Annotated in this window: 10 protein-coding genes; 4 read left to right on the forward strand and 6 right to left on the reverse strand. The window is 65.4% G+C overall.

Going from position 1 to position 12,053, the window contains the following annotated elements; all coding sequences use genetic code 11:
* Positions 1 to 613: 613 nt before the first annotated feature.
* From ABQ039_RS01625 to ABQ039_RS01640, 4 genes are all read right to left on the reverse strand, one after another.
* Positions 614 to 2,572, reverse strand: coding sequence for a choice-of-anchor X domain-containing protein (locus ABQ039_RS01625; RefSeq protein WP_184609901.1), 1,959 nt, complete (start codon positions 2,570 to 2,572; stop codon positions 614 to 616).
* Between the two features lie 276 nt (positions 2,573 to 2,848).
* Positions 2,849 to 3,724 (reverse strand): methylenetetrahydrofolate reductase, encoded by an 876-nt coding sequence (locus tag ABQ039_RS01630; protein WP_221232368.1) that lies wholly within the window; start codon positions 3,722 to 3,724, stop codon positions 2,849 to 2,851.
* Positions 3,725 to 3,838: 114 nt separating this feature from the next.
* The gene (locus tag ABQ039_RS01635) at positions 3,839 to 4,504 is read right to left on the reverse strand and encodes an epoxyqueuosine reductase QueH (protein WP_039517469.1); all 666 of its coding nucleotides are present in this window, start codon (positions 4,502 to 4,504) and stop codon (positions 3,839 to 3,841) included.
* The gene (locus ABQ039_RS01640) at positions 4,504 to 5,418 is read right to left on the reverse strand and encodes a LysR family transcriptional regulator (protein WP_104576500.1); all 915 of its coding nucleotides are present in this window, start codon (positions 5,416 to 5,418) and stop codon (positions 4,504 to 4,506) included. The genes ABQ039_RS01635 and ABQ039_RS01640 overlap by 1 nt, the downstream gene beginning before the upstream one ends.
* A 97-nt stretch (positions 5,419 to 5,515) precedes the next feature.
* Between ABQ039_RS01640 and msuE the strand changes: the two genes are divergently transcribed.
* From msuE to ABQ039_RS01655, 3 genes are all read left to right on the forward strand, one after another.
* Entirely contained in the window at positions 5,516 to 6,109 is a 594-nt protein-coding gene (gene msuE / locus ABQ039_RS01645; protein WP_184609905.1) for an FMN reductase, read from the forward strand.
* 166 nt (positions 6,110 to 6,275) lie between these two features.
* On the forward strand, positions 6,276 to 7,259 hold the full coding sequence (locus tag ABQ039_RS01650; protein ID WP_016904546.1) for a DUF1852 domain-containing protein: 984 nt from the start codon (positions 6,276 to 6,278) through the stop codon (positions 7,257 to 7,259).
* A gap of 28 nt (positions 7,260 to 7,287) precedes the next feature.
* On the forward strand, positions 7,288 to 8,319 hold the full coding sequence (locus ABQ039_RS01655; protein WP_184609907.1) for a methionine synthase: 1,032 nt from the start codon (positions 7,288 to 7,290) through the stop codon (positions 8,317 to 8,319).
* Between the two features lie 152 nt (positions 8,320 to 8,471).
* Here ABQ039_RS01655 and ABQ039_RS01660 read toward each other — a convergent pair whose 3' ends face one another.
* Together ABQ039_RS01660 and ABQ039_RS01665 are read right to left on the reverse strand one after the other, a co-directional pair.
* Positions 8,472 to 9,917: an OprO/OprP family phosphate-selective porin gene (locus tag ABQ039_RS01660; protein ID WP_054592308.1), complete on the reverse strand. Its 1,446-nt coding sequence runs from the start codon at positions 9,915 to 9,917 to the stop codon at positions 8,472 to 8,474.
* Positions 9,918 to 10,461: 544 nt separating this feature from the next.
* The gene (locus ABQ039_RS01665; protein WP_184609909.1) at positions 10,462 to 11,349 is read right to left on the reverse strand and encodes an SDR family oxidoreductase; all 888 of its coding nucleotides are present in this window, start codon (positions 11,347 to 11,349) and stop codon (positions 10,462 to 10,464) included.
* A gap of 134 nt (positions 11,350 to 11,483) precedes the next feature.
* Between ABQ039_RS01665 and ABQ039_RS01670 the strand changes: the two genes are divergently transcribed.
* Positions 11,484 to 11,918, forward strand: coding sequence for a helix-turn-helix domain-containing protein (locus ABQ039_RS01670; protein WP_039513244.1), 435 nt, complete (start codon positions 11,484 to 11,486; stop codon positions 11,916 to 11,918).
* Positions 11,919 to 12,053: the final 135 nt, after the last annotated feature.

The following is a 12,053-nucleotide window of genomic DNA, read 5'->3' on the forward strand; positions in this document are numbered from 1 at the left end:
GGGACACGCCGTGAACCCATCCCTGGGGGCTCGGTGGCGGCATCCATGCCGCCACACGGTCCCGCAATCGGTGAGGACACCGCACCAGACAGTTAATTGGTTGCCTTGTTTAAAACCATGCACACCGACCATCTCGACTGGCCCTTGCCCGCCCACCGTCGCGGGACCTTACGCGGCATGGATGCCGCGTAAGAGCCTACAAGGACGTACTTGCGGCGTGTCCTGCGATGGTGGGCGGGCAAGGGCCCTGCAGCAAACCCGCAAATCATCCGCTCTAAAAACCGACGCACCCACAGCGTTCAATCACCTTTCAAGGCAACCAAAGCCCCTCTTTCCTCTGTAGAGGTGTTGGGGGAGAGGGTACGGAGCGAAGCCACACAAGAGTGAGAATTGAGAGGCTTTGCCCGTACCCTCATCCGCCCCTGCGGGGCAGCTTCTCCCGGCGGGAGAAGGGGTCAAGCTCCCGTTGGGACCTCGTCACCTTCAAGGGAGGAGGAATCGAATTCTGTGAACGCAGGAGTCGTGCCAGTCGCCGACACGCGACGTGTTCCCACGCACGCTGCGATGGCCGACGCAGACGCCGGCCATCGCATTGCACATTGCTAGAACCGCATCACTTCGCCGCGTTGGCGTTCATCGCCGCATTGCGGCTGGCATCCAGGTACTGTGCCGGGTCGCGCATGCCGGTGGTGTGGCATTGCCCGGTGGTGTGGCCGCGATTGACGCCGCCCGGCAGCTGCGCGTTGACCTGCTCCACGGTGCCATCTTCCGGGTCGTTCAGTACCAGGTCCGAGGCCGCGTTGCAGTAGTCGTTGGTGTACCAGTTGGTCTTGGCGAACGAGGTCGTGTAGTAGTTGACCTTGGCGCGCGCATCGGCCGGAATACCGGCCAGCCAGGCTTTGGCGCCGTCGTAGGTCATGTCGGTGTTGGTGCCGCAACCCACGCCGAACCACGAGCCCACCGCCGCCAGAATGCCGGACAGATTTGTGCCCTGGTACGGCGTGCCGACCGACTGCATCACCCGCCCACCTGTAGCGTTATCCAGCCCGCTCCAGTAGTAGGTATACAGATGCAGCGCGGCCATGCCGCCCTGGCTGTGCGCCACCGTCGCGAACGAGGACCACTGACTGGCGAACTGCGCCAAGCGCTGTGCGAACTGGTCGTTGCTGCGGTTCTGTTTGGCATCAAGGAACGAGGACGCATTGGTGAACTGCGCCTGCGGCCACACGCCGTTGGAGCAATAGCCATGCACCAGCACCAGTTGCGACCCCGTGGCCTGCGGTTGCGCCATCGCAGTGGCACGGGCCAGCGTCGTCGGACGTGGCCCCATGCGCATGCTTTCGTCGATCGCGGCGGCAGAGCGCGCGATGCTGGCGCGGCGCAACGCAGGCAGCTGCAACGGCAGCGTGTCGGCCTGTACCAGCGGGATGTAATGGTCCGGGTCTTCGATGCGCAGCCCGCGCAGCGTAAACGGCGCACGCGCGCCCGCACGCGCGACCCAGCGTTCGTCCAGGCTCAACGGCAGCTGGCCTTGCTGCGGCGTCAGCATGCCGCCGATCCATGCCACCGGCACGTCCTTGCCCTTGGCATCGGTGCCCCAGACCTGGCCAAACACGCGGTAATGCGATGGTGCCTTGCCGCGCGCGACGACCGGCAAGGCAATGCTGAGCCGGGTGCCGTCGGCAGCGCGTGCGCTGAGCGCGTTGCCGAGCAGACGCAGGGAGGTATCCAGCACCGGCAACACATGCTCGCTGGTGCGCACGAACGGCTGCCCGGTCTGGTCGCGACCGCGCACGATCACCTGTGCAATCCAGGTGCCTTCGGCTGTCGGTTGGAACGTGCCGCCATACACGCCATCGCCGGCAGCACCGTCGTCGTGCTGCCCGTCATCGGCCATCGGCAGCGTGCGGATGCCGCCTTGCGGGTCGATCACACGCAGGCTCGCTGTCTCGATCTGCCCCGCCTGCGCGGCCAGCAAGCTCGCGCCGCCTGCATCGTTGCCGCTGAGCAAGGCGTTGAGCGTCAGCGACTGGCCGACCTGCTGCCGACGATGGCGCGGGTACGAGGCCAGCTGCGTGCGCGCATCGCCTTCCATCAGCACATACCCGCGTTGCGCCACCGGCGCCGCCGATTGCAGCGTCAGCGCCCAGTTGCCGTTCTGCGCGGACTCCACCGCGTAACGCATGCCGCTGGTGCCGCTCTCGGCGCTGCCCAACAGTGTGCGTTGTGCCTGCAACTGCGGTGCAACAGCAGCGGCACGTGCACCGGCAACGCGTGGTGCAGTCACCGCCGCCTCCCACGGCTGGTCGCCGGCCAGCACCATGAAACGCAGATGGCCGTTTTCCACCGGCAAGGTGCCTTGCCAGCGTGCGGACTTGCCGGCCGGCGTCAACTCCACCGGCAGCAAGGCGCTCTTGGACAGGATCGCCGACTCGGCCGGATCGGGCGCGCGCATCTGCGCGAATTCCTCCGGTGGGCCAGCCAGTTGTTTGGGTTGCAGCTCGGCCGCGGCAAGCGGCGTGGAGACCAGCGACAGGGTGCACAGCAAGGACAACAGCGACGGCTTCGGCATGGCGACATCTCTCCTTGAACGTTGCAGAAGCGATGCCGCCGCGCACGGCAACGGCATCGGATGCAGCGCCCCCTCGCCGCGATTCACCGATGGTTATACCGCGCGCTTGTGACAGGTCTGCTGTGCGCTGCAACACCTCACGCGCAGCAAACAAAACGCCACAACTAAAAAGTACAGACTGTGACGTGGGTCGTGGACACGTCGATGTCCACGACGCATTGCCGGATGAAAGTCAGAGGTCTGCAGATGCTGCGCGGGCGCCGGATTTGGCGGGTTTCAGTCCGCCCGGCCGCGTGCGGTAAGGGAGCGGTACTGCTCCACCCACGCGACAGTCTGTGCGATGCCACCGAAGGGATAGAAGTGCATGCGGACCTCGCCGTGCGCATCAGTCAGGCCAGTGGCCAGCCGTTCCACAAAACGATCCGGCCCTGCGGTGCCCAACAGCTTGCCGAGCGAGATGCCGTATTTGGACAGCATCGATGCGCATGCGCCGACACCGCAGCTGGCGGCATAGCGTGCGAGCACCGCCACGCCGGCAGGACCGGGTACGCCCACACGCACGGGATGTGCAATGCCGTGCGCGCGCAGCGCCTGCAACCACGTCAGCACGATGTCGGCATCGAACGCGAACTGGGTGACGATCAGCGGCGCCATGCCGCGCTCGGCGATGCTGCGACACTTGCGCTGCAGCACCTCCCATCGATCGGCTGCAGGCATGCTTGGATGCCCTTCCGGATGCCCCGCCACGGCGATGGTCCGGATGCCGGAGCGCTCAAAGATCCCGGTATCGATCAGCGACAAGCTGTCCGGAAACGGCCCGAGCGGAGCAGGCGGATCGCCCGCAATCAGCAGGCAGCGCTCGACGCCGGCGTCATCGACGGCGCGGCTGACAAAGGCATGCAACTGCTCGCGCGAGGCGATACGGCGCGCGGACAGGTGCGGCATCGGTTGAAAGCCGAGTGTGCGCACCATCCGTGCCGCGGCCAGCCGCGCGTCGTCGTCCTGGTTGGGCAGGTAGGGGATGGCAATGGTTGCGCCACGCGTGATCCGGGGCGCCGCTGCAGCCAGCCCGGCAATGTGCTTTGCGCTGACCTCCAGCGAATAGGCATCGGTGATGGTGCCGGCGAGGCTGGGCGTGTCCGGGTCGATCAAGGGTGTTGCCGTCCTGTCGTGGTGATTGGCTGCGCCGCTGCGTCAGCCCCGATCGAGCGGGCAGGGGCCAAGAGCACATCGAGATCCCGGCCGCGCCCCAAGACCCGCCTGCACTCAATCGTCCTGTTCCGCATCGCCGTAGAATTTCACGCCCAATTGAATGCGGTTGCGCCCGCTTTCCACGCGGTGCCGATTGGTGTCCCGCAGCGAATAGACGCAGCCGCAGTATTCCTGCTGGTAGAAGTTCTCGCGCTTGCTGATCTCGACCATGCGCGAGGAACCGCCGCCCTTGCGCCAGTTGTATTCCCAGTACATCAGGCCGGGATACCTGGCCGCAGCGCGCACGCCGCAGTCGTTGATCTGCTGCATGTTCTTCCAGCGCGAGATGCCCAGGGAGCTGGTGATCACCGGAAAGCCGTGCTCGTGCGCATACAGCGCGGTGCGTTCAAAGCGCATGTCGAAGCACATGGTGCAACGCACGCCGCGTTCGGGTTCGTTCTCCATCCCGCGGGCCCGCTCGAACCAGTTGTCCCGATCGTAGTCGGCATCGACGAAGGGCACGCCGCACTGCTCGGCAAAGCGGATGTTCTCGTCCTTGCGCAGCTCGTATTCCTTGCGCGGATGAATGTTGGGGTTGTAGAAGAAGATGGTGTAGTCGACGCCGGACGCCAGCATGGCTTCCATCACCTCGCCAGAGCATGGCGCGCAGCAGGAATGCAGCAACACCTTGTCGTGGCCGGCAGGCAGGGGGAGTGGCGTGCGGGTTGCGGTGGTATCCATCAGTGGGCTCCGGATGTCGTGGCGGTGCCATTGGCAGGCTGGCGGGCCAGTTCGATGAAGGCGCGCAGGTAGTCGACGGCGATATCGGCCTCGCGTGCGCCCAGGAAGATCTGCTTGGGGATGCCGCGCGCGCCCAGCCGCACCGGCACCACGTCCATCCTGGCGGCGTATTCCTCCACCAGCCAGCGTGGCATGGCGGCCACACCGCGGCCACTGGCCACCATCTGCATCATGATGTCGGTGGTTTCGATGGCCTTGTGGCGCCTGGGCGTGACACCGGCCGGCAGCAGGAACTGGCTGTAGATGTCCAGGCGCTCGAGGTCCACCGGATAGCTGATGAGTACCTCGCGTGTGAGCTGCTGGGGCTTGACGTAGGCGGCCGACGCCAGTGTGTGGCTCCGGGCCACGACCAGCACCTGCTCGTAGTCGAACACCGGCTCGAACCGCAGCCCGGGCTTGTACAGCGGGTCGGGCGTGACCAGCAGATCGATCTCGTAGCCGAACAGCGCGCCGATACCGCCGAACTGGAACTTCTGCTTGACGTCCACATCCACATCCGGCCAGGTGGCCAGATAGGGCGCCACCAGCTTGAGCAGCCACTGGTAGCAGGGATGGCATTCCATGCCGATGCGCAGCGCGCCGCGTTCGCCCTGTGCGAACTGGCCCAGGCGCTCCTCGGCCAGGTCCAGTTGCGGCAGCACCCGGTTCGCCACCGCCAGCAGGTACTGGCCGGCCTGGGTCAGGCGCAGGTTGCGTCCCTCGCGCAGCCACACGTCGGTGCCCAGCTGTTGCTCCAGCTTCTTCATGCTGTGGCTCAGCGCCGACTGGGTCAGGTTCAGCACGCCGGCAGCGGCGGTCAGCGAGCCTTGCTGCTCGACCTGCTGGACGATGGTGAGATGGATGCGCTCAAGCATTCAGATGATCCGAATTCATGGATTGTTGAAATAACACCATTTTACTTCATTGAACGCGAGCCCTAGCATCGGGTTTCGTCGTCTCAGGTCAACCCGCATGGCTGTCAACGTGCCACCCCCCCTCCGCGTCGTCGCGGTCTCCGGCGGGCTGCAGCGCCCCTCCAAGGCCGTCGCCCTGGCCGAACACCTGCTGGCGCTGATCGCCGCTGCCGTGCCGTGCGAGCAACATCTGATCGAACTCGGAGCGTTGGCGCCGCAGTTCGCCGGTGCGGTCTGGCGCTCGCAGCTACCGGCAACGGTGGAGCAGGAACTTGCCGCCGTGGAGCAGGCGGACGTGGTGGTGGTGACCACGCCGGTCTATCGCGGCTCCTTCACCGGGCTGTTCAAGCACTTCTTCGACTTCATCCACCAGGATGCCTTGATCGACACCCCGGTGCTGTTGGCGGCAACCGGCGGCAGCGAGCGCCACGCGCTGGTGATCGACCACCAGTTGCGGCCACTTTTCAGCTTCTTCCAAGCGCGCACATTGCCGCTGGGCGTTTACGCCACCGATCGCGACTTCCTGGACTACCGCGTGCACAACGAAGCACTGGCCGAGCGGGCCAGGCTGGCGGTGCAGCGGGCATTGCCGCTGATCGCATTGACGCGGCAGGCAGGTGCCATCGCCGCAGAAAACGTGGCCGCGGCCTGAGGCCACCCGGCCACGGTTGCTTGGCGGGTCAACACTGCGCGCCGGCTACAGGATCGGTTGGCGACTGTCCGCAGATCCAGAGTCCCGGCATCCATCCAGCAGGGATCCACCCCTGCGCCGAGACCTGCGCTCGTAATCAATTTCGGAAACAAGGCGTCAGCTTGCAATGACTCAGGAATTCACCTTCAGCATCAAACGTCAGCGGTTTGACGAGGACTACCGTCCCGCGGCCAACACGCGCAACACAACGAACTTTGCCAACCTGGCCAGGGGGCAGCGTCGGCAGGAAAACCTGCGCAACACGCTTGCGATGATCAACAACCGCTGCAACGACCTGGCGCATTGGGATAACCCCACCCGCGACCGCTACGCGGTGGAGCTGGACATCATCTCTGTCGAGATGAACATCGGCGAGAACGAAAGCGGCGATGCATTTCCGCTGATCGAGATATTGAAGCCCAGCATCCTCGACAAGACGAGCGGCGCGCGCATCGATGGCATTGCAGGGAACAATTTTTCCTCCTACGTGCGCGACTACGATTTCAGCGTGCTGCTGCCGGCGCACAATCAGGACGCGTCCGGCTTCAGTATCCCGAACGATTTCGGTAGCCTGCACGGAAAGCTGTTCAAGCACTTCGTGGACTCGGACGCCTATACGGCGCGTTTCGCCAAGCCGCCGGTCATCTGCATCAGCGTCTCCAGCAGCAGGGTCTATCACCGAACCGGCAACCGGCACCCCGTGCTCGGCATCGAATACCGGCAGGACGAGTTTTCCCTGACCGATCGCTACTTCGAGAAGATGGGCCTGCAGGTGCGCTATTTCATGCCTCCCAACAGTGTCGCCCCGTTGGCTTTTTACTTCTTCGGCGACCTGCTCAACGACTACACCAATCTGGAGCTGATCGGCACCATCAGCACCATGGAGACGTTCCAGAAGATTTACCGCCCGGAAATCTACAACGCCAATTCCGCGGCGGGGGCCATCTACCAGCCGAGCCTGAAGCACCAGGATTATTCCTCTACCCAGATCGTCTACGACCGGGAAGAGCGCAGCCAGCTCGCGGTGACGCAGGGCAAATTCACCGAGGAGCACTTCATCAGGCCCTACGGCAAGATTCTCGCGCAGTGGGTTTCCCACCACGCTGTCTGATCAACAAGAACGCAAGACACCACTCATCATGAAAAAGCTGCTCCCTACCTCCACCGCCGGCAGCCTGCCCAAGCCGTCCTGGCTCGCGCAGCCGGAGAAACTCTGGTCGCCCTGGAAGCTGCAGGACGAGGAACTGATCGAAGGCAAGCAGGATGCATTGCGCCTGTCGCTGCAGGAACAGCAGCACGCCGGCATCGATATCGTCAGCGACGGCGAGCAGACCCGCCAGCATTTCGTCACCACCTTCATCGAACACCTCAGCGGCGTCGATTTCGAAAAGCGCGAAACCGTCAGGATCCGCAATCGCTACGACGCCAGCGTCCCCACCGTCATTGGCGCGGTGAGCCGCCCCAGGCCGGTGTTCGTGGACGATGCCAGGTTCCTGCGCCAGCAGACCCGCCAGCCGATCAAATGGGCGTTGCCCGGCCCCATGACGATGATCGACACCCTCTTCGACGCGCACTACAAAAGCCGAGAAAAGCTGGCGTGGGAATTTGCCGTCATCCTCAACCAGGAAGCCAGGGAGCTTGAAGCGGCCGGCGTGGACATCATCCAGTTCGACGAGCCGGCCTTCAATGTCTTCTTCGACGAGGTCAACGACTGGGGTGTTGCCACCCTCGAGCGTGCGGTCGAAGGACTCAAGTGCGAGACCGCCGTCCACATCTGCTACGGCTACGGCATCAAGGCCAATACCGACTGGAAGCAGACCCTGGGGTCGGAGTGGCGTCAGTACGAAGAGTCGTTTCCCAAGCTGCAGACATCCACGCTCGACATCATCTCGCTGGAGTGCCACAACTCGCACGTGCCGATCGACCTGATCGAACTGGTGCGCGGCAAGAAGGTGATGGTCGGGGCCATCGACGTGGCGAGCAATGCGATCGAAACGCCGGAAGAAGTGGCCGCTACGCTACGCAAGGCGCTGCGCTTCGTCGATGCCGACAAGCTCTACCCTTCCACCAACTGCGGAATGGCGCCTCTGGCCCGTGACGTCGCAAGAGGCAAGCTCAAGGCCCTCAGCGCAGGCGCGGACATCATTCGCGCAGAACTGGCAGCCCGCTAGCGCGCCGGTGCTGGCGCTGGGTCGGCGGCCGAAGCAACAGGGCTGCGGCTAGCGCCATCGTGCCGACGCACGTCGCCACCACGGCTCGCGACGCAACCACCAACAAGCCCCGCATGCGGGGGGCTTGTTGGTCTTCCATCACGGTGCAGGGCTCAGTAATTGACCTGCAACTGCAGCCGCAGCAAGTCGCCTTCCACCACCGGATACGGCGCGGTGGTGACGTCGGTGCGCTTCATCTTCGAATAGGCGAACACCAGTTCCAGCGCATCCATCGGCTGCCACTCGACGCCGGCTTCCACCTCGTCCAGGCGCATGCGCGGTGCATTGGTGTCGAACTTGGAGCCGCCGCGGTAGGTCTGCCACTTCAGGTACGGCAGCAAGGTACCGTAGCTGCCATCGTGCTTGTACATCGCCTGCACGTAGCCGCCGCTCAGCGAGCGGGTGCGGATGCGCCGCTGTGCGACATCCAGCTCCGGGCCGCGGCCCACCGTCCACTCGGCCTGCAGGCCGAACGGCTGCGGGTAGTAGATGATGTGCGCGGCCACGCGTTGGTCGGTGTAGCCGTTCGGGTCGGTGATGGCCGGGGTGAAGCTGCGGCCACCGATGTTGACTGCCGCCGCGGTCGGCACGAAGCGGCCGCTGTAGGCATCGGCACCCACTTCCAGGTACTGGCCGTTGGCGAACTTGAACGGGTAGGTGGCGTGCACCACCGCATGCATGCTGTCGTTGCGCTCGGCGCGGTTGGCGCCCTGGCCGTTGTACACGCCGGCACCGATCACGCCGTAGTCGCCCGAGCCCTTCAAGCCCGACTTGACCAGGTCCTGGAAGCGGCCCTTGGCCACGGTGGGGCTGTAGTAGAACACCGCACCGATATCGCGTTCGTCGCGCAGGCCGGAGTTGAGCGCGTCGGCGCGGTCCAGGGTGAGACGGTTCTGGCTGGACTGCAGGTTCTCCCAGCCGTACGGCATCTTCGACTGGCCCACGCGCACGCGGTACTCGCGCTTCTTGTCGAAGTAGATGTCGGCATACGCATCGCGCAGCTGCGCGAAGTTGGAGGTGGTCGAACCGGTCGGCGTGCTCGCAAAATCCGGCTGGAAGTACAGCGACACGTGCTCGTTGAGATCGCCGCTCAGCACCAGGCGCGCACGCCGGATGCCCAGGCTCTGGTCGTTGCCGATAAATCGGTCGCCGGGTGCGCGTAGATCCTGCGCGTCGCCGCCGATGCCCTGGTTGTAGCGGATCTGCGTGTAGCCGCGCAGGCTCAGCTTGTCGTACCACTTCTTGCCGGCTTCGCCAGCCTTGGCCGGTGCCGCAGCCGGTACGGGTGCAGGTGCGGCCTGGGCGATGCCGGTGTCGGCAGGCGCCGGTGCCGCAGGGGCGGGCGGCAAGGCAGGTGCGGCCGGCATCGCCGACGCCGGCAGCTTGCCGTTCTCGTCCACCTGCACGAACTTGCCCAGTTTGTCGCGCCCCGGTGCCGGCTCGGCGAAGATCTGCTTGGTCTTGCGGTCGACGTACAGCTCCAGCTCGGCGGCCAGCGTGCTGCCGCTGGCGGTCGCGCTGAGGGCGCACAGGACGGTGGCGAGATTGCGTTTTTTCATTGGTCCGGCTCGTGCAAGGGAAACGGGTCGGCGGCAGCGTCAGGCCGGCGCTGCCCGGCGGGCGGCGAACACGGCGCCGGCACGCCCACCAGGCGCCCGGTCGTCCTGACGGTGCGGCAACGCGTGCAGTTATATTTAGATTTGATGTCAGTTTGGTGACATCGGCGGCCCCGCACAGCGCAACGCTGTGTCAGCTGCGTGTCTGGCGCGTGTCAGTTGTGCGACGCACAGAAGGCGGGCCCAGCGGCGCGCGATGTGGGCACGGGGCGCTGATGTGACGCTTTGGTTGCTGCCGCCGGCCATCGGGCCTGCGGTGCCATGGGCAGATGGTGCCGCCAGGAGCAGCTGCCGACGCAAAGGCCGAAGTGCGTGCTGTGCACGGCCATAGCGTGCCGTCGTCGTCGCCAACGAGCGGGCGAGGGACGATGAATCAGAACATGGCAAAGGCGGGTATCGCCCGCCTTTGCCGGATCACGCACCGCGCGGCGTAGCGCCGCGCCGATGCTGCTGCGGGCTGTCGAGCAGCACCATGCCAGGGCTAGGCTCAGCCGGCCGGCGTCGCCTGCAATGCCGCCGCCACCGCATCGCGCAGCGCGGTGGTCGAGCGGCCGATCAGCTGGCTCAGCGTGTGGCTGTCGTCGAACAGGCTGCCGCCGCGCGAGGAGGCCGAGCACTGCGCCAGCACCTGTGCGAATGCAGCCGGCAGGCCGATCTGCACCAACGCCGCCGCGTAGTCGGCTTCGGGCAGGTCGTGATACGCCACCGGCTTGCCCGACTGCTGCGCCACCTCGGCGGCATACTCGGCCATCGTGAAGGCAGTATCGCCGGCCAGTTCGTAGACCTTGCCGGCCTGCGGCGTGTCGGCGGCCAGCACCGCTGCGGCGGCCTCGGCATAGTCGGCGCGCGTGGCCGCGCTGATCCTGCCCTCGCCGGCGCTGCCGATCACCGCGCCATGCGCCACCTCGGCCGCGATCGAGCCGGTGTAGTTCTCGGTGTACCAGCCATTGCGCAGCAGCACGTGCGGCACGCCGCTCTCGCGCAGCAGCGCCTCGGTGGCCACATGCTCGGGTGCCAGCGACAGCGTGCTGGTATCGGCATGCAGCACGCTCGTATAGGCCAGCAACTCCACGCCGGCACGCTTGGCGGCTTCGATCACGTTGCGGTGCTGCGGCACGCGTTCGCCCACCGCATTGGACGACACCAGCAGCACCCGGCCCACGCCTGCGAAGGCCTGATCCAGGCTCTGCGGGTCCGCGTAGTCGGCGCGACGCACGGTGATGTCGCGTTTTGCGAACTGTGCGAGTGACGAAGTATCGCGGGCCGTTGCTACGATCCGAGCGGCCGGGACACGCGCCAGCAGTGCTTCGACCACCAATGCGCCCAGCTGCCCGCTGGCGCCGGTGACGAGGATCAGGGGGGAGGTGTGTGCCATGGTGAACTCCAGTAGGTATTGATAAGAGGTGTGGTCTACTATCTAGACTCTTGGTCCGCGCACCTATTGTCAGGGCCGTTCGAACCTCCGCAAGGAGGCAGTTTTCCACCCCCTGGTTACCGTGAGATATCCCAGTGAACGCGATTGCTCTGTTTCCGCCGCCGCCGTCCCTGCAAGGTATGCCGTTCGACGCCACCAAATGCCCGGTGCGCGACGTGCTCGATCAGATCGGCGACAAATGGACCATGCTGATCCTGCTGACGCTGATCCCCGGTCCCTCCCGCTTCAGCGCCATCCAGCGCGCCGTGCCGGACATCTCCAAGCGCATGCTGACCCAGACCCTGCGCAACCTCGAGCGCAACGGCATGATCACCCGCAAGGTCTACGCGACCAAGCCGCCCAGCGTGGAATATGCCTTGTCCAAGCTCGGCGTGGCGCTGCTCGGCCCGATTTCGCAGCTGCTCAACTGGGCAGGCGAGAACCATGCGGCCATCCGCTCCGCACGCGAACGCTTCGATCATGCCCAGCAGCCGGCGGTTGCGCTGGATGCCGACGAAGCGATGGCGTAAGCGCCGGCCGGCAGCAGTGGCCAGAGAGCTGACGGCGCTGACTGCCAGGTGGGCGCTTCGGCCCGTTGGTGGATCGCCTAGGCGCTTGCACTAGGCGCAGCGGGTGGATGGATTCCACGTCTGCCAGGCGTGATC

The organism is Xanthomonas sp. WHRI 6108, assembly GCF_040202385.2.
In the GTDB taxonomy this organism is placed as follows: Bacteria; Pseudomonadota; Gammaproteobacteria; order Xanthomonadales; family Xanthomonadaceae; genus Xanthomonas; species Xanthomonas arboricola.